This is a genomic window from Mycobacterium sp., assembly GCF_049683935.1.
GTDB lineage: Bacteria > Actinomycetota > Actinomycetes > Mycobacteriales > Mycobacteriaceae > Mycobacterium.
Window position 1 is genome coordinate 1 of sequence record NZ_JBAUJR010000294.1, and the last position, 22,977, is coordinate 22,977.

At 67.4% G+C, this 22,977-nt stretch carries 8 protein-coding genes and 3 pseudogenes; 6 read left to right on the forward strand and 5 right to left on the reverse strand.

Annotated elements, in window-relative coordinates:
- Nucleotides 1-237: 237 nt before the first annotated feature.
- The 3 genes from WA965_RS17330 to WA965_RS17340 all read right to left on the reverse strand — a co-directional run bounded on the left by WA965_RS17330 (nt 238) and on the right by WA965_RS17340 (nt 6,611).
- Nucleotides 238-2,007 carry a fatty-acid--AMP ligase gene (locus WA965_RS17330; RefSeq protein ID WP_526447856.1) on the reverse strand — a complete coding sequence of 590 codons (1,770 nt, stop codon included), beginning with the start codon at nt 2,005-2,007 and terminating at the stop codon, nt 238-240.
- 106 nt (nt 2,008-2,113) lie between these two features.
- Complete coding sequence (locus WA965_RS17335) at nt 2,114-5,110, reverse strand: MMPL/RND family transporter (RefSeq protein WP_526295533.1); 2,997 nt, start codon at nt 5,108-5,110, stop codon at nt 2,114-2,116.
- Nucleotides 5,111-5,189: 79 nt separating this feature from the next.
- The gene (locus tag WA965_RS17340) at nt 5,190-6,611 is read right to left on the reverse strand and encodes a condensation domain-containing protein (protein WP_526295531.1); all 1,422 of its coding nucleotides are present in this window, start codon (nt 6,609-6,611) and stop codon (nt 5,190-5,192) included.
- Nucleotides 6,612-6,797: 186 nt separating this feature from the next.
- Between WA965_RS17340 and WA965_RS17345 the strand changes: the two are divergent.
- From WA965_RS17345 to WA965_RS17365, 5 genes and pseudogenes are all read left to right on the forward strand, one after another.
- Nucleotides 6,798-10,170, forward strand: a pseudogene (locus WA965_RS17345) (type I polyketide synthase); the annotation flags it as partial.
- 188 nt (nt 10,171-10,358) lie between these two features.
- Nucleotides 10,359-12,538, forward strand: a pseudogene (locus WA965_RS17350) (beta-ketoacyl reductase); the annotation flags it as partial.
- Nucleotides 12,539-12,574: 36 nt separating this feature from the next.
- Nucleotides 12,575-17,860 carry an SDR family NAD(P)-dependent oxidoreductase gene (locus WA965_RS17355; protein ID WP_526295541.1) on the forward strand — a complete coding sequence of 1,762 codons (5,286 nt, stop codon included), beginning with the start codon at nt 12,575-12,577 and terminating at the stop codon, nt 17,858-17,860.
- Between the two features lie 40 nt (nt 17,861-17,900).
- Nucleotides 17,901-18,395 carry a TspO/MBR family protein gene (locus WA965_RS17360; RefSeq protein ID WP_526295529.1) on the forward strand — a complete coding sequence of 165 codons (495 nt, stop codon included), beginning with the start codon at nt 17,901-17,903 and terminating at the stop codon, nt 18,393-18,395.
- Nucleotides 18,396-18,403: 8 nt separating this feature from the next.
- Nucleotides 18,404-19,195: an SDR family oxidoreductase gene (locus WA965_RS17365; protein WP_526295527.1), complete on the forward strand. Its 792-nt coding sequence runs from the start codon at nt 18,404-18,406 to the stop codon at nt 19,193-19,195.
- Here WA965_RS17365 and WA965_RS17370 read toward each other — a convergent pair whose 3' ends face one another.
- The gene (locus tag WA965_RS17370; protein ID WP_526295525.1) at nt 19,196-20,290 is read right to left on the reverse strand and encodes an NAD(P)H-dependent amine dehydrogenase family protein; all 1,095 of its coding nucleotides are present in this window, start codon (nt 20,288-20,290) and stop codon (nt 19,196-19,198) included. It abuts the gene before it with no gap.
- Nucleotides 20,291-20,526: 236 nt separating this feature from the next.
- Here WA965_RS17370 and WA965_RS17375 point away from each other — a divergent pair, with 236 nt between their 5' ends.
- Entirely contained in the window at nt 20,527-22,362 is a 1,836-nt protein-coding gene (locus tag WA965_RS17375) for an acyl-CoA dehydrogenase family protein (RefSeq protein WP_526295523.1), read from the forward strand.
- A gap of 349 nt (nt 22,363-22,711) precedes the next feature.
- Here the strand turns inward: WA965_RS17375 and WA965_RS17380 are convergent.
- A pseudogene (locus WA965_RS17380) lies at nt 22,712-22,977 on the reverse strand (LLM class F420-dependent oxidoreductase); the annotation flags it as partial.

Here is a 22,977-nt window from a genome sequence, read left to right on the forward strand (position 1 = left end):
CCCGGGGTCCCCAGCGGCGGCGGGCCGTCGGTCGGGGCGCCGGGAACCGGGGGGATCACAGGTTCGTCGGCGGCGGCGACCCCGAACCCGAAAACGCCTGCGGCGCCCAGAGTTGTCAGCACAGTTCCGAATGCGAGTAGTCGCCCCATCACCGCTCCCCGCCTGCTCGACTGCGCGCTCGTGTTGAACCCGACCTTACTCTGTCGGCCCTGCCGACACCGGTGCTGCCGCGCACCCTCAGGCGTCCAGCCGGGTGAACTGGTCCCGCCGGTACTGCTCCGCGCAGGCCGCGCGCCGGATCTTGCCGCTCGTGGTGGTGGGAATCGACCCGGGAGGCACCAGAACGAGGTCCTCGACGTTGAGGCCGTGCACGTTGGATATCGCCGAGGTGACCTCACTCTTGACGTCACTGAGCCGGCGCATCGCCGCCTCGTCGAGCGCAGCCGGCTTCTTGACCTCGATGACGGTGACCAGCGTCTCGGTGCTCTTCACCGGAACCGATATCGCCGCGACCCGGCCTCCGGTGATCCCCTGAACCGTCGCCTCGATGTCCTCGGGAAGGTGATTTCGGCCGCGGATGATGAGCAGGTCCTTGATGCGGCCGACGATGAACAGCCCACCGTCGAAGAGAAAACCCAGATCGCCGGTTCGCAGCCACGGCCCGTCCGGGGTGCCCGGCGCCGGATCGACGAGCGTGGCGCCGAAACACCGCTGCTCCTGCGGCGGTCTGTTCCAGTAACCGGCGGCGATGTTGTCACCGTGCACCCAGATCTCGCCGACCAGGTCCGGCGCGCATAACCGGTGGGTGTCGCCGTCGACGATCCGCACCATCGGCGACTGCGGCACGTCATACCGCACAAGCGCCGTGGACTTGCCTGCCGCCGCGCCCCGCGCTGCTTCGCTCGGCCGGACCCGGCCGGCGCCCAGTTCTTCGGCGTCGAAGCGCGCCGGCGGCGACGATTCACTCCAGGTGCCGTCGGTGACGAAGACCGTCGCTTCCGCGAGCCCGTACGACGGGCGCAGCATGCGGTCACGAAAATTGAAGTGGGCAAACCGATCTGCGAAGCGCTCCAACGTGGCGGGCTCGACGCGCTCGGCGCCGTTGATGATGCCGTGCACCCCACCGAGGTCCAGCCCGGCGAGGTCGCTGTCGGCGGTCTTGCGGGCGGCCAGGTCGAAGGCGAAGTTGGGCGCCGCCGAGAACGGGCGAGGATTCTGCGCCAGCGCCCGCATCCAGCGGGCCGGTTTCTCCAGGAACGCGACCGGGCTCATCAACGCGGCCGGGTGGCCACTGAGGATGGGCGCGCAGACGCCCAGCACCAATCCCATGTCGTGGTAGAACGGCAGCCACGACACGAACGTGGCTTCGGCTGAGTGTCCGGCCTGCTCACCGGCGAAGAAGGTGCGCATCAGCTGCTCGAAATTCGCCTGCAGATTGTGGTGGGAGATCATCACCCCGGTCGGCATCCGGGTCGAGCCCGAGCTGTACTGCAGATAGGCCGTGCCGGGGAGGTCGGCAGTCGCGAGGGCCGGTCCGTCGTCGGTGGGCACTGGGCCGTCGAGGTTCATCGAGTCGATCTCGACGATCTTCGGCGCAGTGTCCATCCGCGACTGATCGACGTAGTCGCCGACGTCGCCGGCGACCGCGGAGGTGGTGAGCACCACCGAGGGCTTCGTATCGGCAAACACCGCACTCACCCGGTCGTGACTCGAGCCGCGATGCGGCAGCGGGAGCGGCACCGCGACGAACCCGGCCTGCATGGACCCCAGAAAAGCCAGGATGTACTCCATGCCCTGCGGGGCCAGGATCACCGCCCGGTCACCGACCGACCCGCGAAGACCGATCTCGCGCGCCACGGTCAGCGTTCGTCGTGACAGCTGCGCCCAGGTGACGGTTTCGGCAACACCGGCCGGGTCGCGGTCGTAATCGGTGAACGTGAAGGCCACGTCGTCGGGTCGCAGGCTGGCACGCCCGTGCAGCATCGACAGAATTGATGACTGGGACATAGGCGTCACCTTGCGTCCGTATTGACTCGCCGAATCCCCACTGCCGACCGCCCCGCTCCGTTTCGTAGTTTCACACAATCCCGCCCCACGCGCTGACCACACGCTGCTAGGTGCCTTCCGCCGGGGCCGGGGACACTCGCTGCTGCTCGCCCATCCGTGACGGCCACCAGTTCGCCCGCCCGACCAGAGTCGCGATCGCGGGCACGGTGATGGTGCGAACGACGAAGGTGTCCAGCAGGATCCCCACACCGATCACAAAGCCGCCCTGGACGACGGTGGTGATGCTGGAGAACAACAGACCGCTCATGGAGGCGGCGAAGATCAGACCCGCCGCGGTGATGACGCCCCCGGTCGACGTCAGCGTGCGGATGATGCCGTAACGCATGCCGTGCGGGGACTCGTCGCGCATTCGCGACACGAAGAGCATGTTGTAGTCGGCGCCCACTGCGACCAGGACCACGAACGCCAGCGGCGGCACACTCCAGTGCAATTGTTGACCGAGGCCGTACTGGAACACCAAGACGGACAGACCGATCGCGGCGAAGTACGAAATCACCACGGAGGCAACCAGATAGAGCGGCGCGACGAGTGAACGTAGCAGCACCATCAGCGTCAACAGCACGACCGCGAGGGTGACGGCGATGATGAACCGGATGTCGCGTTCGTAGTAGTCGCGGGTGTCCCGCAGTGCCGCCGGGAACCCGCCCATCAGAATGGTCGCGTCCGACAGGGCGGTGTTCGGTTGGGCGTCGCGGGCGGTGTTGCCGATGACATTGACCTGATCCATCGCCTCGGTGCTGAACGGATTGAGCTCGGTCTGAACCAGGTAGCGCACCGAGCGGCCATCCGGCGACATGAACGCCGCGGCCGCCAACTTGAACTCCTCGAGTTCGAAGGCCTGGGCGGGAACGTTGAAACCCGCCATCGACGGTCCCGATGCGTCGTTGCGCATCGTCATCAGGAACGACGAAGCCTCACGGAGGCCGTCGCTCATCAGCTCGATCTGTTCGACGAGCAGATCCACTCCCCCGGCCACCTGCTCACTTCCGCTGGCGAGCTGGTCGGCGCCCTGCCGGAGGTCAGTCAGGCCTGATTCGAGGCCGCCCGGCCTGTCCAGGCCCATGTCGGACACCGCAGCCGAGAACTGGGCGAGCGCACTGTTGAGTTGGTTGACCGTTGCGGTGAGGGTCTGCCGGTCCTCGACTCCCTGCAACTCTCCGGCCAGCTTGTTGATCTCGTCGACGCTCCCGTCCTCGCGTGCGGCCATCAACCGTTCGAACTGCAGCCGGGTGTCCCGGCACGACGGATTGGCGTCGCAGATCGCGTTTCCCTGCAGCGCGGTCAGCACCGGGCCGATCCAGGCGAACATGTCCCTGACCGCGCCGAAGTTCAGACCCATCGAGTTGCCGAGCCTGTTGACGCTGTCGACCAGCTTGGCGGCGGTCTCGACATCCCTGACGAGCCTGTCGCCCCCGTATTCGGTTCGCACCGAGGACAGTGAGTTGATCAGACTCTGGATGGTGGGCGCGACCTCGTTGATCTGGGCGCGGACGTCGCCGAGGCTGTCGGCCAGGGTGTTCGCGCCGGTGGCGAGCCGATCGAGGTCACTGCTGTTGTCGTCGATCTGGGCGGAGCCCGCCGCCAACCGGTCCCCGACGATGCCCGCCTGATAGGTCGCCCGGAACTCGGGCGGAACCTCACCCAGTGGCCGGGTGACGCCGTTGACCATGGCGATGTTCGGCAGTTGGGTGATGCGTTGCGCCATCTGCTCCAGATCCGCGAGCCCGCGCGGAGTACGGAGGTCGTGCGGCGACTGGACGAGGACGTAGACGGGGATGGCCTGGCTGACGTCGAAGTGTTTCTCCAGCGCGGCGTACCCGACCGAGCTCGGCGCCGACGGCCCCAGAGCCTTACGGTCGTCGTAGTTGAAGTTCGCCAAGCCTGCGCAGCCGGCGAGGATGACCAGCACGAGCAGGCTGGCCACCAGGTTGGTCTTCGGTCGCCGCACGATCCGGATCCCCGAGCGCCGCCAGAATCGGGCGGTGAGTTCCCGCCGCGGCTTGACCCAACCGCGTGGCCCGGCGATGACCAGGATCGCCGGCAGCAGTGTCATCGCGGCGAGGAATGCGACGGCGATGCCGATCCCGCACGACACCCCGATGGTGGAGAAAACCCCCATCTCGGCGAAGCTGATCGCCAGGAAGGTCAGTCCCACCATCGCGGCGGACGCGGTGATCACCTTGCCGATGGAGACAAGGGCGCGCTTGACGGCCTCGTCGGAATCCGCGCCGAGCCGCAGATAGTCGTGATAGCGGCTGATCAGGAACACCGCGTAGTCCGTCCCCGCGCCCGCGATCATCGCGCTCAGGAAGATGACGGACTGATTGGACACCCCCGCTCCGGTGAGCAGGGAGAATCCCGCCACCAACGCCTGCGCGGTCACCAGTGAGATCCCGATCGCGGTCAACGGCAGCAGCATGGTGATCGGGTTGCGATACACCACCAGAAGGACCAGGAGCACCATGATGGCGATCGCGAGTTCGATCGGCAGGCGGTCCTGTTCGCCCGCGACGGTGAGATCGGCGACGGTGGCAGCCGGGCCGGTGAGGTGCACCGTCAGACCGGATCCCGCGGTGTTGCGTTCGACGATGTCGACGACCCGGTTGTACGCATCGTGGGCCTGGGGGGTGCCGAGCTCGCCCGCGAGGCCGACCGGCAGCACCCAGGTCGTCTTGTCCTCACTGGTCAGGAACGGCCGCAGCTGAGGCGTGCTGACGAAGTCCTGCACCATCACGACATCGGTGACGTCGTCGCGCAGTCGATCCACGAGCTTCCGGTAGGCGACTTCGTCGGCGGGCCGCAGGCCGTTCTCGTTGATCAACGCCACCAGCAGCAGGTTCTCCGCGCCGGACTCGTCGAACGCCTCGGTCATCTGGCGGGCCGCGACACTGGACGGGGCGTCGCTGGGCAGGATCGCCAAAGGTTGTCTCAGCGCCATCTCGCCCAGGCTGGGCACCGACAGCGGCAGCGCGATCGCCACGGCGATCCAGACCCCGATCACCGCCCAGGGCCAGCGCACCACCCAATCGGCTAGCCGTTGCATACCGCTCCCACCCTCGATCCCGCGAGCACGCAGTCGCGGCGCCGCCCCGGGATCATCACTGCCATCACATTGTTCCCCGCTACGCCACGCGTCCCCAGTGCCCGCTGTCAGCAACCCGGACGGACACCGACTTCATCGCCTGCATGTACCGGGTGGCTGATTTCTTGGCGACCGGGTTGTCGGGATGCATGATCGCCATCACCGTGCCCTCCCCGTAGCGGAATATGTAAATCGTCAATTGATAGGAGAACCGGCCATCAGGGTAGATCCCGATATTGTTCGCAAGGCCCATATCGGCTGCTGCGAGGACGGCGTTGAGCGGCGCGGCGCCACCGTGGAGGAAATTCGACACCGGGAAGTTCGGCCGCGGCCAGTTCAACCACGGCGCCAACTCGAGGACCCGGTAATACGGCACTTTGGCCATGTCCAGGCTCGAATCGAACGAAGCCTGCGCCGCCCACGCCGCATCACCGAAAGAGGTCGCCGCTATCGGCACGGTGATCGGGATCAAACCGGTGAACCAACCCTGCGTCATGAAATTGTCGCCGGCTTTGCGGGAATCCCTCGGAGTGAGGCCGTAATACGTCAGAGCACCGGTGAATTCGTGCTCCACCAGGCCGAGACAGGCGAACAGGCCGCCGACGAACCGGGCCCCCGCAGCAGCGCACGCCGACTCGAAGCGCTCCGTCTGCGCGGTGTCCATCAGGACCTCGGAGGTCATGTCACTGGCCGTCGACCCGTCCGGGTCACCGAGCGGAAGCGGGAACTCCGGAAAACCGTCACTGTTGTTCTCCGCGAAGTCGATCCACGCCCGGACCCCGGGCGAATCCAGGGTCAGCTCGGAGGTGTGCGCGCGCTCGCGGACACAGAAGTCATCGAAGCTGCCGGCGTCGGGCAACGTCAGGGCCTGACCGGTCCCGCTCAGCGCCGCATACATTCCGTTGGCTTCCAGCATTGTCGTGCCGATCAACGTCGCGTCGCCGTGGACGTGATCCATGGCCGCGAAGAAAGTGAAGTCGTTTTCGTTCTGAACTATCCCGAATGTGAAACAACCCCACTCCAGTGGATTCGGTATCGCGACGGCGTGCGCACGTATTTCGTCGACCGTCATGGCGCCCTGATCGACCGGAACGAATTCGATGTCGGCCGAATCGTCGAGGGCATGCCGGACGAACTCTCCGTCGCCGGTCTGTTCGAACCAACTGCGGAACGTGTCGTGCCGACGGAGATATGCATTGACGGCGTGATCCATGGCGGCGATATCGCATTGGCCGGGCACTTCACAGCTGGCGATGATCTGCCTGGAGAAATTCAGTCCCGCGGCGGTGCGCTGACAATAGTTGCGCAGATGCTGGTTCTGCATGTAGCTGACCGGCACCGAACTGACCGGCGCCCGCCGCGCCATTTCTCGAGCCTCCGGCGTCGGATGCCATGAGGTGACCGACCCCGGTTTCAACGTCCATTCAGCAAGTGCGCCAACCGTGATCTTCCCGATTCGCAAGGCTTGGCCCTCCCCAGTCCTGCCCGATCTACCGGCTCCGATCCGGCGTCCCTCCTGGCGGGATCAACATACCCCCGGCGGGACCGCCGTTGCCCCGGCCATGGGCAGCAACGCCGGGCACGGGCCGTCACAAACATGTCATAGTGACCGTCGACGCTTGTTCCTGGCGCGGGGGAGGACAGCCGCATGGTTTCCGTTGGTCCGGTCGAGCCGACACCTCGCTTCGCGGTCGTGGGCTACTCGGCGCGCTTTCCCGGCGCCCCGGATACCGACGAGTTCTGGAACCTGCTGCGCGACGGCCGCGACGCGATCTCGGAGGTCCCGCGGGACCGCTGGGACGCCGACGACTTCTTCGACTCCGAACCCGGGGTTCCCGGCAAGATCGTCACCCGCTGCGCGGGGTTCGTCGATGACGTGACCGGGTTCGACGCGCCGTTCTTCGGGATGTCGACGCGCGAGGTCAGGATGATGGACCCGCAGCATCGACTCCTGCTGGAGACAGCCTGGCGCGCTGTCGAGCACTCGGGCACCGCACCGTCGGCGCTGGCCGGCACCAACACCGGAGTGTTCGTCGGGTTGGCCACCCACGACTACCTGGGAATGGCATCGGACGAACTGGACTACCCCGAGATCGAGGCGTACACGGCGATCGGGACCTCCAACGCCGCAGCGGCGGGACGGATCAGCTTCCGGCTGGGACTGCAGGGCCCCGCGGTCGCCGTCGACACGGCGTGCAGTTCGTCGCTGGTGGCCATCCACCAGGCGTGCCAGGCGCTGCACCTCGGCGAATGTGACCTCGCGCTGGCCGGCGGTGTCAACGTCCTTCTCACACCGGCGACGATGATCGCGTTCTCCAGCGCCCACATGCTCGCGGCCGACGGTCGGTGCAAGACGTTCGACGCGGCCGCCGACGGTTATGTGCGCGGCGAGGGGTGCGGTGTCATCGTCGTCAAGCGCCTCGAGGACGCCGTCCGCGACGGTGACCGGATCCGCGCCGTGCTCCGCGGCAGCGCGATCAACCAGGACGGCGCCTCGGGTGGGTTGACGGTGCCCAACGGCGTTGCCCAGCAACGGGTCATCACCGACGCGCTGCATCGATCCGGACTGCAACCCAGCGACATCGGCTATCTGGAGGCACACGGCACCGGAACGTCGCTGGGTGATCCGATCGAGGCCCAGGCCGCGGGCGCGGTGTACGGCGCGGGCCGCGAACCCGGCGATCCGCTGTTGATCGGCTCGGTCAAGACGAACATCGGACACCTGGAGGCAGCCGCGGGCATTGCGGGGGTCATCAAGGTCATCCTGTCGCTGGAGAACGAACTGCTGCCACAGCATCTCCACTTCCAGAACCCCTCACCCCACATCCCCTGGGACAGACTTGCGGTGCAGGTCGTCACAACCGCCACCGCGTGGGAGCGCAACGGCCGGCCCCGCATCGCGGGTATCAGTTCGTTCGGGTTCGCGGGGACCAACGCCCACGTCATCGTCGAAGAAGCGCCGGCACCGCCCGCGGTCACCGGTCCGGACGAGCGGCGCACGGACACGCGGTTCGACGTTCTGCCACTGTCGGCGCGCACCCCCGCCGCCCTGGTCCGGGTCGCCGATCAGTACCGCACCTGGTTGAGCGCGCACCCGGAGGCCGACGTCACGGATGTGTGCTTCACCGCAGGCGTGGGTCGAGCGCACCTGGAACACCGGGCCGCGTTGGTCGTCGACTCGACGGAATCCGCGATCGAGTTGCTCGGCGCGCTCGCCGAGGACCGTCCGACGCCGGGCCTGGTGCGCGGAGAGTCCCACGACACCCCGAAGACGGCGTGGCTGTTCACCGGCCAGGGCAGCCAGTACCCCGGCATGGCTCGCGAATTGTTCGACACCGAACCGGTTTTCGCCGAGACCCTGACTCGCTGCGCGGCCGTGGTCGCCGACGTTCTCGACAAGCCTCTGCTGGACGTGATCTTTGATGCGGACAGCCCCGAAACCCTGCAGCAGACCTCGTATGCCCAGCCCGCCCTGTTCGCGGTGGAGATGGGCCTGGCGCGCCTCTGGCAGTCCTGGGGCCTCGAACCCGATGTGGTGCTGGGTCACAGCGTCGGCCAGTATTCAGCGGCCTGCGTGGCTGGTGTGTTCGGCCTCGAGGACGGCGCGCTGCTGATGGCCGAACGCGGGCGCCTCTTCGGCAGTCTGCCCGCCGGCGGTCGGATGGTTGCGGTGTTCACCGCCGCCGAGCGGGTCGAGAGCCTCATCGACGAGTACCCGAGCCTGTCGGTGGCCGCCTACAACGGCGCCAACACCGTGCTGTCCGGACCCGCCGAGCAGCTGGAGAAGGCGGTCGCCACGCTGGCGGCCGACGGCGCCCGGTGTGACTGGCTGGACACCAGCCATGCATTCCATTCGTCCCTGCTCGACCCGATTCTCGACGAATTCGAATCGTATACAGCGGGTTTCACGTTCAACACGCCGCAACGCATCCTGATCGACAACCGCACCGGCGCCGCGCTGGGCAGGAGCGTGAAGCTCGACGCCGCCTACTGGCGCCGCCACGCACGCCAACCGGTGGAGTTCGCCAAGAGCGTCCAAACCCTCGCCGAACTGAACTGCAGATTGCTGCTCGAGATCGGCCCGCGGCCGGTGCTCACCGCCGCCGCCCTCGCGGCATGGCCTGACCCTGCCACCGCACCGCGGGTGATCACGTCGCTGCGCCGAAACGCCGGCGACCACCGCCAGATCACCGAAGCCGTCGCCGACGCCTACGTTCTGGGCCACGTCCCCGACTTCGCCGCTTTCCGGCACGAGCACGCGCGAAAGCTCGACCTGCCCACCTACCCGTTCGAGCACCGCGAGTACTGGTTCCGCGACAATCGTGATCCCGATGGGCATGACGCACAACAACTTCCGACGGCCCGCACCCAGGCTGTCCGCCTCCTCGAGGACGGCCGGATCGAGTAACTCGCGGCCCTGCTCGGCGGTGCCGAACATCAGACCATCGACGTGCTGACCAAGCTTGCGGCACAACACAACCGACAGCGGTCACATCAGTCCATCGCCGATGACCGCTACGAGATCCGCTGGGAGAAGTCCACTGCGCCGCTTTCTGCAGCTTCGAGCGGCGAGGTGTCCGACTGGATCCTCATCGGCGATGTCACCGAGGCAGTCCAGCCTCTGGTGGACACGCTGACCGCACGCGGCCATCGGCACCGGGTCCTGGGCCTGCCGGCATCCGACGCCGAGGAGGAGCAACTCGCCGAGACGTTGCGGACGGCGGCAGCCGACGATCCGATGCTGCGCATCGTGCACGTCGCGGCGCTCGGCACCGCCCCTGGCTCGACGACCTCGATGCGATCGCTGCTGCGGATGCAACATGTGATCCTCGGCGGAACGCGGCGACTGTTCCGCGCCGCGGTCACCGCTGAGTTGCGCAGGCCCATCTGGCTGGTGACCCGTGCCGCACAGCGGGTCGTCGACGCAGACTCCGTGGCCCCGGATCAGAGCTGCCTGTGGGGATTCGGGCGTGCGGCGGCATTGGAATGCCCGCAGGTCTGGGGCGGACTGGTCGATCTTGCACCGGGTGCCCCGAGGGCGGACGACTGGTCTCTGCTCGTCAACCGGATCACGACGCCGCACGAGTCGGCCCTCCGGGACGACCAGGTCGCGCTGCGTGAGCACGGTGTTTTGGTGCCGAGACTGGTTCGGCACGCCGCCCAGCCGAGCGGTGACACCCTGCAATTGCGTTCCGATGCAACCTATCTGGTGACCGGCGGGCTCGGTTCGCTGGGGCTGGAGATCGCCGGACACCTGGCGGCGCACGGCGCCGGGCATCTGGTGCTGACCGGCCGCCGCGGACCGAGTGATGCCGCGCAACAAAAGATCGATGAGCTGAGCGAGCGCCATGGCTGCGAGATCCGGGTCGTCGCCGCCGACGTCGCCGATGCGCACGACGTCGCCCGCCTGCTGAGCACCGCGCGGGCCGAGTACCCGCCGTTGGCCGGCATCGTGCACGCCGCGGGCGAGATCGGAACCACCCCGCTGAGCACCCTGGACGACGCCGAAGTGGACCGCGTGTTCGCCGGGAAGGTCTGGGGTGCCTGGCATTTGAGCGAGGCGGCAGCCGACCTCGACCTCGACTTCTTCCTCAGCACCTCCTCGATCGCCTCGGTGTGGGGCGGATTCGGCCAGACCGCGTACGGCGCGGCGAACGCCTTCCTCGACGGGCTCGCATGGCGCCTGCGCGACCAGGGCATCCCCGGGACCAGCGTCAACTTCGGCCCCTGGTCGGCGGGCATGGCTGACGCGGAGTCGCGCGCGCGACTGGAACAACGCGGGGTACGGACCTTGTCGCCCGCCGATGCGCTCGCAGGCCTGTCCGAGGTCGTGTCGGGTTCGTCGCCACAGGGTGTGGTCGCGCGGATCGACTGGACCCGCTTCCTGCCGCTCTATCAGCAGGCGGGCAGACGCGCGTTCCTGGCGGAGCTGGAACGCGAGGTGCCCTCCCAGGTGGCGGTGGTGACGCCGTCAGGCACGACCCCGTTGGTCGAGCGGCTCACAGGCGCACCGGTCCAGCAGCGCAGGAAGCTGCTGACCGACTATCTGCGCGACACGGTTGCACAGGTGACACGTGTCGACGCCGCGGAGATCCGTGAGGACGCGGGGTTCTTCGACCTCGGCATGGATTCCCTGATGGCCGTCGAACTGCGCCAACACATCCAACAGGGCGTGGGCAAGGAGATTCCGGCGACCCTGGCGATGGATCACCCCCGCCTGTCCGACGTCGCCGACTACCTGCTCGACGACGTACTGGGCCTCAGCGAGCAGGTATCCGCCGGTGCGCGGCCCACGGTGACCTCCACGCTGACCACACCCTCCGAGGAGCCCATAGCGATCGTCGCGGTGTCGTGTCGTTTCCCCGGCGCTCCCGATCCGGAAGCGTTCTGGGAGGTGCTCTCCGGTGGTGTCGACGCGATCCGTGAGATCCCGGAAGACCGGTTCGACATCGACGAGTTCTACGACCCGGATCCCGACGCGCCGGGCAAGATCTAAAGCCTCTTCGGCGGATTCCTCGAGGGAATCGACGGATTCGACCCGGAGTTCTTCGGCATCTCACCGCGGGAGGCGGTGTGGATCGAACCGCAGCAGCGGCTGATGCTCGAAACCGTCTGGGAGGGCCTCGAGAGGGCCGGCCTGTCCCCCGCGACACTGCGCGGCAGCCGAACCGCGTCTTCGTCGGGGTGGCAGCCAACGAGTATGCGCACCTGCTGTCCGCGGAGTCGGTCGACAAGATCCAACCTCACTTCATCACCGGCAACGCGCTCAATGCCATCTCCGGTCGGGTGGCGTTCGCCCTGGGCCTCGAAGGACCGGCGGTGGCGGTCGACACCGCGTGCAGTTCCTCGCTGGTGGCTGTCCATCAGGCCGTTCAGGCCCTGCATTCCGGCGACTGCGATCTGGCGGTCGCCGGCGGTGTGAACGTCCTGCTCAGTCCGATCACCGTCATCGCGGCCTCACGCGCCCGGATGCTCTCTCCGGTCGGCCGCTGCAAGACCTTCGATGCGTCGGCCGACGGCTACGTGCGCAGTGAAGGCTGCGGGATTCTTGTGCTCAAGAGGCTGAGCGACGCGCAGCGTGACGGCGACCGGATCTGCGCCGTGGTCCGCAGCAGCGCGGTGAACCAGGACGGTGCCTCCAGTGGATTGACCGTCCCCAATGGCGGTGCACAGCAACGACTCATCGCAACCGCTCTGAATCGCGCCGGGTTGACCGGTGGTGACGTCGACTACCTCGAGGCGCACGGGACCGGTACCCCGCTGGGGGATCCGATCGAGGTCCAGGCGGCCGGAGCGGTTTACGGGGCCGATCGGGACACGGACCGGCCGTTGCTGATGGGATCGGTGAAAACCAACATCGGCCATCTCGAATCCGCCTCCGGGGCCGCAGGTCTGATCAAGGTGGTGTTGTCTCTGCAGCACGAGATGCTGCCGCAGAGTCTGCACTTCGACACACCGTCGCCCCACATTCCGTGGGACTCGTTGCCGGTGCAGGTCGTCGACAAGTCCAGGCCGTGGCAGATGAACGGCAGGCCGCGGCGCGCCGGGGTGAGTTCCTTCGGGTTCACCGGTACGAACGCACACGTGCTGATCGAGGAGGCGCCACCCCGGGCTCTGGTGAACGGCGACGAACCGGTAGAGGTCAGCGCGCCCGGGTCGGACATCGGCGAACGCCCGGTGAATGTGCTTCCGCTGTCCGCACGGTCACCGGAGGCACTGGTGGCGCTGGCCAAACGTTATGACGCCTGGTTGGGCTCGCACCCGGACATCGACCTCGCCGAGGTGTGCCTGACGGCCGGGACGGGGCGTTCGCACTTCGAGCATCGGGCTGCGCTGGTTGTGGATTCGGTTCGAGGTGCCCGCGAGGGCCTGGCCGAGTTGGCCGAGAACCGGTTGCGCCCCGGGGTGGTCCAGGGCGAGCACCTGAACCGGCCGACGACGGCGTGGCTGTTCACCGGCCAGGGCAGCCAGTACCCGGGGATGGCGCGCGAGTTGTTCGATGCCGAGCCGGTTTTCGCCGAAGCCGTGACACGCTGCGCCGACGCCGTCAGCCACATCGTGGCGCGGCCGTTGCTGGAGGTGCTGTTCGCCGACAATCGTCACAGCGGCGGCGCAGCGGGAGAAACCCTGCGCCACACCTCGTTTGCACAGCCGGCGCTTTTTGCCGTCGAGATGGGCCTGGCCCGGCTGTGGCAGTCCTGGGGCATCGAACCCGACGTGGTGCTCGGCCACAGTGTGGGCCAGTACGCCGCGGCCTGCGTGGCGGGGGTCTTCAGCCTCGAGGACGGTGCCCGACTGATGGCCGAACGCGGCCGGATGTTCGGGAGCCTGCCCGACGGTGGGCGGATGGCAGCGGTGTTCGCCGATGCCAAACACGTCGAGGGGATCGCCGGCGAGTTCCCGCGCGTGTCGGTGGCCGCCTACAACGGACCCAACACCGTGCTCTCCGGTCCCGGTGAGGATCTCGAACAGATCAGCGCCAGGTTCGCCGACGAGGGGGTCCGCTGCACCTGGCTGCAGACCAGCCACGCGTTCCACTCGGAACTGCTGGATCCGGTGCTCGGCGAGTTCGAATCCTACGCAGCACAATTGCCGTTCTCCGCCCCGACACTGCCGTTGGTCTGCAATCGCACCGGCACGGTGCTCACCGCCCAGACCCCGCTCGACGCTGCCTACTGGCGGCGCCATTCCCGCCAACCTGTGCAGTTCGCCGAAAGCGTGCGCACCGTCGCGGCCCTGGGTTGCTCGGTGTTGATGGAGATCGGGCCGCAACCGGTGCTCACCGGGGCCGCGGTCCAGGTCTGGCCCGAACACCTGGCGGCACCACGGGCGATCGTCTCGCTGCGCAAGGGTGTCGGCGACAAGCGTCAGATCACCGACGCGCTGGCAGCAGCCTACGTCAGCGGTCTGCGGCCCGATTTTACTGCGCTGCAGCACCAACCGCGCCGCGCGCTCGAACTGCCCACCTATCCGTTCCAGCGCCGCCGGTTCTGGCCTAAGGCGTCGAGCATCGCCGTCGACGGTCCTGCCGTCTCCGGAATTCTCGGCAACGCGAAGGACCTCGCCTCGGGCGACTCGGTGTACACCAGCAGGTTGTCCGTCAAGTCCCAGCCGTGGCTCTGCGACCACGTCATCTACGGCACCGTCGTGGTGCCCGGTGCGACGTACGCAGCGATGGCACTGGCTGCGGTCGGACCTCCGGCGCGGGTGAAGGATGTCTTCTTCTACGAGCCGATCATCCTGCCCGAGAAGAGCTCTCGGGAGGTGCAGCTGACGCTGCATCCGCTGGAAGCCAGCGGCGAGTGGAAGTTCACGGTGCACAGTCGCCCGTACGGGGTGCGCGACGCCGACTGGTCGTTGAACGCCGACGGCCGCGTCTTCGCCGGCGCGGCTGACGACACCGGCGCCACCGACGGCACTCAGGGGCCGGCAGCCGAACCCGCCGAAGCTGTCGACGAGACCATCGAGCGGCTGAACCGCATGCGGCCGCAGGAGCTGTTCGAGACCTTCGCCGACATGGAGCTGGCGTGGGGACCGACCTGGTCGGGTTCCCTGAAATCCCTGTGGCTCGGTGAAGGTGAGGCCATCGGCGACATCCTCGTCGGCGAAGAACTCGCCGAGCAGCTCGGAACCGAGCCCATGCACCCGGTGCTCATGGACCTGTGCACAGGTGTCGCATTCCCGGCGTTCCCGGCTCTTCTCGCGGCCGAGCAGGGCGTGGAGGATCTGTTCCTGCCGCTGCGCTACGGGCAGGTGATGCTGCGCGAGAAGATGCCGCGAAGGTTCTACTGCCGCGCGAAGTGGCACCCCAGCGACCTCGACAGCGAAACCCAGGTCTTCGATCTCGATTTCCTCGATCGGGACGGTCGCCACCTGGGCGGGATCAGCGAGTTCACGGTCAAGCGCGCCCCCCGCGAGGCACTGCTGCGGGGGCTCGGCGGCGATGCCACCCGTTTGCTCTACACCCTCGGCTGGCACGAGGTGGCGCCGCCGACGTCCAGCGCGGAGAGCGGGTCCGGCGCATCTCCGGACGGCACCTGGCTGATTGCCGGGTTCGACGAACTGGCTGCCGGTGTGCCCGGCTGCATCTCGTTGGACCGGGCCATGAATCCCGAAACCCTGGGACAGCTGCTGGTACAGGCCCACGAGCGCGGGATGCCGTTCTCCGGCGTCGTGTGGCGCAGTGCCGCAGCAGCCCCGGACGAGTCCGGAACAGCGGCGGCCGAACGCCTCGAGACCGAGATCGCCCACCTGCTCAGCGCGGTCCACACCGTGCAACGTGGCTCATCAGACGGCAACGTCACACTTCCGCACGGCCTCTGGATCGTCACCGACGGGGCGGTGGCCACCGAGTCCGGCGAACCGGTGGATCCGGTGCAGGCAGCGCTGTGGGGGTTCGGGCGCACCACGATCAACGAGGAACCCGCGCTTCGATGCAGACTGGTCGACAGCGACGACTCGGCCGAGGCGGTGCGCGCACTGACCAGCCTGTTGGCCGCGCCGATCGACGAACCGGAACTCGCTCTGCGACAGGGCAAGCTGCTCGCCTCGCGGTTACTGCCGTGGGCGCGCAGTGGTCACCTCACGGTGCCGCGTTCCACCGATTACGTGCTGGCGCCCACCGAGCGCGGCGCCATCGACAACCTGCGTTTGACCGAGGCCGACGTGCCGGCTCCCGCCGAGGGTTACGTGCAGGTCCGGGTCGAGGCCGCAGGCCTCAACTTCCGGGATGTGCTCAACGTCCTCGGTCTCTACCCGGGCGACCCCGGACCGATCGGCGGAGACTTCGCAGGGGTCGTCACCCAGTTGGGCGGCGACGTCAGCGGATTCGAGATCGGCCAGCGCGTGTACGGCTTCATGCAGGGGGCCTTCTCCAGCCGGTTCAATGTGCCCGCCCAGTTGGTCGCACCGGTGCCCGAGGGTCTGAGCCCCGTCGCGGCGGCCACCATTCCCGCCGCAGCGCTGACCGCCAGACTGGCGTTCGACTGGGCGCAGTTGCAGCCCGGCGACCGCGTCCTCATCCACGCCGCCAGCGGCGGCGTGGGACTGGCCGCGATCCAGATGGCGCAGCAGCACGGGGCCACCGTCTTCGCGACCGCCAGCACCTACAAGCGCGCCACGCTACGCAGAATGGGCGTGAAGTACGTTTACGACTCTCGCACTACGGATTTCGCCGACGAGATCCTCAACGACACCGACGGCGAGGGCGTCGATGTGGTGCTCAACAGCCTCACCAACGAGGGGTTCCTCGAGGCAACCGTGCGAGCCACCGCCCGCAATGGTCGCTTCGCCGAGATCGCCAAGCGCGACATCTGGACACCCGAGCAGATGGCGGCCGCGCGCCCGGACATCCAGTACGAGATCGTCGCCCTGGACGTCACCACGCTGCAGCACCCCGAGCACATCAAACGTCTGCTGACCGAGGTGTCGGACGGCATGGCGCGCGGCGAGTGGGAGGCGCTGCCGGCGGAGATCTACCCCCTGACGGAGGCCAGGGCCGCGTTCCGCCGCATGCAGCAGGCGCGCCACATCGGGAAAATCGTTCTGCAGATCCCGAATCCGCTCACTCCGCGCGGCGATCGGAGCTATCTGATCACCGGAGGTCTCGGTGCCATCGGCCTGCACACCGCGTCACATCTGGCCCAACTCGGTGCCGGTGACATCGTGCTGAGCGGCCGGCGCGAGCCGGACGCACATGCACAACAGGTGATCGACGACATCACCGAGCGCTACCGGTGTCGCATCCACGTCTTCGCCGCCGATGTCGGCAACGAGTCCGAGGTCGCGTCTCTGCTCGGGCGGATCCGGGCGGAACTTGCACCGCTTGCCGGGGTGGTGCATCTGGCGGGCGTGCTCGACGACGGGCTGCTGTCCCAGCTGACCCCCGAGCGTTTCCGAACGACACTGGCGCCCAAGGCTTTCGGCGCAAGCCACCTGGACCGGCTGACCAGGGACGACGATCTGGACTTCTTCGTCGTGTCCTCGTCGGTGGCCAGCCTGTTCGGGTCACCCGGCCAAGCCAACTACGCGACGGCCAACGCACTGCTCGACGGGCTGGTCGCGCAGCGGAGAGCGCACGGCCTGCCGGCCACCGGGGTCAACTTCGGCCCGTGGGCCCAGGGCGGCATGGCGTCGTCGGAAGCCGCGAGCGCGAACATCGGCGCGCAGGGCCTGATTCCGCTGGAACCGTCGGCGGCACTGGGTGCTCTCGCCGAGGTGGTGGCCAACGGGACCGGCCAGGCGACCGTCATCAAGGCCAACTGGCAGCGCGCCGCCAAGGTGCTGGGCAGTTCGCGTCCGCCGATTCTCGACCTCGTGTTGCCGAGCGCCGTCGGCGAGGTGACCGGTGACAGTGAGTTGCTCAAGCAACTGCAGGAGATTCCGGTGCCCCAACGCGCCGCTTTTGTCACCGAGTTCCTGCAGCGCGAGGTGCAGAACTTCCTGCGACTGGCCCAACCGCCCGCCGCATCCAGTCGGTTCCTCGATCTGGGGACCGATTCGTTGATGGCGATCGAACTCCGCAACCGCCTGCACACCCAGTTCGGCGGCGCGTTCACCATCAACGCCACCGCGGTGTTCGACTATCCGACGATTGGCGGGCTCGCCGATTACCTCGTCGGACAGCTACCCGAATCCGAACCGCAACCGCAGGCGGCGCCCACGGACGCGACAGCCACGCCCGAGACGGTGGCCGGGGCCGTCACCGAATAGCCAGATTCGGCGACCGCGTGCTGCGGTAGCCTGCCGAACCATGGTGGCTGAAACCTCACGCGCGCGTCCGAGGTCGTTGGCGGCCCTGGCGGTGTCGGTGCTCGCAGTGGTCGCCGCCTCGGCACTGGGCGGACTGGCGACCACCAGCGCCGCCGAGGACTACGGCCGCCTCGAACAGCCCGGCTTCGCGCCCCCGTCCTGGGTTTTCGGGCCGACCTGGACACTTCTCTACCTACTGATGGCCGTCGCGGCCTGGCTCGTCTGGCGCACCGGGCCGTCACCGGATACCCGGCGCGCGTTGACGCTGTACGCCGTTCAGTTGGTCCTCAACGCTGCGTGGACGCCGCTGTTCTTCGGCCTCGGGTGGCGCGGCATCGCATTCTTCGAACTCGGCGCACTGTTGCTCGTACTCATCGCCACGATCGTGCTGTTCTGGCGGCGCAGCGCGGTCGCCGGGGCCATGCTCCTGCCCTATCTGGCATGGTCGGTGTTCGCCTGGTGCCTGAACTTCGCGGTGTGGCAGCTGAACAACTGAGGAGACCAATGACGAAGACGGTGTTCATCACCGGAGCGGCGACGGGTATCGGCCGCGCGACGGCCCTGCTGTTCGCGCGGAACGGCTACTTCGTCGGCGGCTACGACATCGACGAGTCGGGGCTGCAACTACTGGCCGCGGACATCACCGCGGTCGGCGGCGACGGGGTTTTCGGGCACCTCGACGTCACCGACGCCGACGAGGTGTCCCAGCGGTTGTCCGAGTTCGTCACGGCCGGCGGTGGCCAACTCGACGTGCTGATCAACAACGCGGGACTGCTCAACGCCGGGCACTTCGAGGAGATCCCGATCGCGGTGCACCACCGGGAGATCGAGGTCAACATCAAGGGCGTGGTCAACGGACTGCACGGGGCGTTTCCTTACCTCAAGACCACTCCGGGCGCTGTGGTCGTGAACCTCGCGTCGGCCTCGGCGATCTACGGGCAGGCCGAGCTCGCCAACTACAGCGCCACCAAGTTCTACGTCAGGGCGATCACCGAGGCGCTCAATCTCGAGTGGGGCGATCACGACATCCGCGTCATCGACATGTGGCCGCTCTACGTTCAGACGGCGATGACCCGTGACGTGAAGACCGGCACCACAACGTCATTGGGGATTCGCCTCAGCGCGCAGGACATCGCGGACGACATCCTCGCCGCAGTGCAGCCCACGTGGCCGCGCCGAGCGATCTCTCAGGTGCATTTTGCGGTGGGCACTCAGGCCAAGGTGTTGGCTCTGGGGGCCCGCTTCTCACCGGCGTGGATCACCCGGCTGGTCAACAAGCGGCTCGCCGGTCGCTGATCAGTCGTCCGACCAGCGCGTGGCCTCGACCTCAGCGGGCAGTGGCGGATGCAGGGGCACGTCGAGTCCGTCGTAGATTCCGGGCTTCTGGGCGGCCAGCCAGCTGATGGCGCCGAGCAGCCGGTTGGCCGCGGTGGTGTTGCCGCCGTCGGCCCGGGTGCCGCCCGGGACATCGGCCCGGCTGACCAGCGTCAGTTGCGGGTCGCCGTCGATGATCACCCGGTGGTCGCCGACACCCTCGTCGGGGTAGGGCCAATCGGGCGCGCAGGACGCGTGGATCCGGGTGATGTGGTCGATGACGATGCGCTCGCGGCCACCGGACCACCCGATGACCTTGAGCCAGAAGGCGCCCTGGGTGCCCTTCTCGAAGCGGCCCATCACGGTGTCGACGGATTCCTCGAGCGGGCGGCGCTGGACGTCCTCGGTGATGTCGTCGATCTCGAGCCCGAGACCGCGGCCGATGAGCCGCAGGTTGCCGCCCCACACCATCGTCGGGATGGACGGCAGCAGCATCATCGGCATCTCGTCCATCGATCCGCCGAACCCGCAGGACACCTTCACCGCGTAGGGCTGGTCATAGGTCGAGTAGTCGAAGATCTCCTGGCAGTGGATCGACTTGATCCTGGTGCACAGTCCCGCGGCGGTCACCGCCAGCGCGTCGTTGCCCCAGCCCGGGTCGACGCCGCTGACGAGCAGGGTCGCCCCGCCCTCTTCGGCAGCCGCGGTGAGGCGTTCCACCCATTCCGGTGGCGCGGAGCGCGGGTCGTAAAGCGAGTACAGCGACGGGGTGACGACGTGCGAACCGGCCCGCAGGCACCGTTCGATGTCGGCGACTGCCTCGTCCGGGCGGATGTCGCCGGAGGCCATGTAGGCGACGGCGTCGCAGCCCTCCAGAACCGCGTCGACATCGGTGGAGGCGGCGATCCCGGTGTCGGAGCCGAGTCCGGCGAACGTCGCCGCGTCCTTACCGGCCTTCTCCTGCGACGACGTGATGACGCCCGTCAACCGCAGGCCGGGAAACGCCGTCACCGACCTGATCGAGGTCGCTCCCATGTTGCCGGTTCCCCACACTGCGACCCCGATATCCGTCTGCACCCGACCACCCTAACCGGCTCAACGTGACCATCATCACAGCCCGCGGAAATGCCTGATCAACGGCAGAAAACCGGCACTTTTCGAGCCTCACCCAACCGCTGGGTTGGTCGGTGCCCGGAAATTGCTCGCACTTGCTTTGCGTTGAAGTTACTCAGCGGTATAGTCGGTCGCAGTTACTGGTGGGTAACTTGTCCCGAGTACCCAACCGCATGTGGCGTTCTCATTGAGGAGGAACCGTGGGCCACTACAAGAGCAATGTCCGTGACCAGGTATTCAACCTGTTCGAGGTTCTCGAAGTCGACAAGGCGATGGGTCAGGGCGAGTACACCGACCTGGACGTCGAAACCGCCGTCGAGATGCTGAGCGAGATGGCGCGCCTGGCCGAGGGCCCGGTCGCCGAATCGTTCGCCGAGGGTGATCGCAACCCCCCGGTTTTCGACCCCAAGACCCACAGCGTCACGCTGCCCGAGCCCTTCAAGAAGTCGGTGCGCGCTGTCATCGACGGCGGCTGGGACAAGCTCGGCATCGCCGAGGAACTCGGCGGCATGCCGATGCCCCGCGCGCTGTCCTGGGCGTTGCAGGAACACATCCTGGGCGCCAACCCGGCGGTGTACATGTACGCGATGGGCGCCGGCTTCGCCGACATCTTCTACCACCTCGGAACCGAGGAGCAGAAGAAGTGGGCCCTGCTGGCCGCCGAGCGTGGCTGGGGTTCGACCATGGTGCTGACCGAGCCGGACGCGGGTTCCGACGTCGGCGCCGGACGCACCAAGGCCGTGCAGCAGTCCGACGGCTCGTGGCACATCGACGGCGTGAAGCGTTTCATCACCTCGGCCGATTCCGATGACCTGTTCGAGAACATCATGCATCTGGTGCTGGCCCGCCCCGAGGGCGCCGGCCCCGGCACCAAGGGTCTGTCACTGTTCTTCGTGCCGAAGTTCCTGTTCGACCCCGAGACCGGCGCACCCGGCGAGCGCAACGGTGTGTACGTCACCAACGTCGAGCACAAGATGGGCCTGAAGATCTCGACGACGTGTGAGCTCTCCCTCGGCCAGCACGACGTCCCCGCGAAGGGCTGGCTGGTCGGCGAGGTGCACGAAGGCATCGCGCAGATGTTCGATGTCATCGAGCAGGCTCGAATGATGGTGGGCACCAAGGCTATCGCCACACTGTCCACCGGCTACCTCAACGCACTGGAGTACGCCAAGACCCGTGTTCAGGGTGCCGACCTGACCCAGATGACCGACAAGACCGCACCGCGCGTGCCGATCACGCATCACCCCGATGTGCGCCGCTCGCTGATGACCCAGAAGGCGTACGCCGAGGGTCTGCGCGCGCTGTACCTGTTCACCGCGACCCACCAGGACGCGGCCGTGGCCCAGGCGGTGCACGGCATCGACGCCGACCTGGCGGTCAAGGTCAACGATCTGCTGCTGCCGATCGTCAAGGGAGTGGGCTCCGAGCAGGCCTACGCCAAGCTCACCGAGAGCCTGCAGACCTTCGGTGGTTCCGGCTTCCTGCAGGACTACCCCATCGAGCAGTACATCCGCGACGCGAAGATCGACTCGCTCTACGAGGGCACCACGGCCATCCAGGCGCAGGACTTCTTCTTCCGCAAGATCGTCCGCGACAAGGGCGTTGCGCTGGCGCACGTCGCCGGGCAGATCGAGCAGTTCGTCAAGAACGAGGCCGGCAACGGTCGTCTCAAGGCCGAGCGTGCCCTGCTGGCGACCGCACTGGAAGACGTTCAGGGCATGGCCGCGTCACTGACCGGCTACCTGATGGCCTCCCAGGAGGACCCGCAGAGCATCTACAAGGTGGGGCTGGGTTCGGTGCGCTTCCTGATGAGCGTCGGCGACCTGGTGATCGGCTGGCTGCTGCAGCAGCAGGCGGCGGTGGCGATCGAGAAGCTCGACGCCGGCGCCACCGGTGACGACCGGGCGTTCTACGAGGGCAAGGTCGCGGTGGCGTCCTTCTTCGCGAAGAACTTCCTGCCGTTGCTCACCAGCACGCGTTCGATCGTCGAAAACCTCGACAACGACGTCATGGAACTGGACGAGGCGGCCTTCTAGAACCGCTCCGCTCACGAGACGCCCCCGGACTCTTCCGGGGGCGTTTTGTGTCGGCGGGAAGCGTCCGGGCGGAGCGGACGCCCGCCGACGTATCCACCTTGTGCAGAGGAAGTGCGAGTAACCGTCTGCAAAACGTGGATGTCTCGTTGAGTTGCTCACCACGGCCAGAACGCGCTGCCGCCCCGAGGACATAAGGGCGGGTTCGGGAGGACTAGTGGGCGCGTCTCATTGGTCTCGCGCGTCCGGCTTTCATCCCTTGCCGGCTCTTTGGAACAGTCACTCCCGAACCCGTCGTAGGACCGATCGTACGCTTGTGATCGATGTCACACCAGCCCGATTTTGAAGCCGGTCAGCTCTCCTTGGAGCGGATCAGCGCGCGGGTCCGCGCACGTCCCTCGACCGACGCATCAAACGGCGCGCCGACGAACTCGTCGACCCCCGCGGCAGCCAGTTCGTCGAGCCGCTGGGCCACCGTCTGCTCGTCCCCGATGATCGCGGCGTCTTCGGGTCCCGCGTAGCCCTCGCGGTCGAGCATCGCGCGGTAGGACGGCAACGACCCGTACATCGCGAACTGCTCGGCCGCCTGCTTGCGTGCCCCGTCGACGTCGTCGGTGA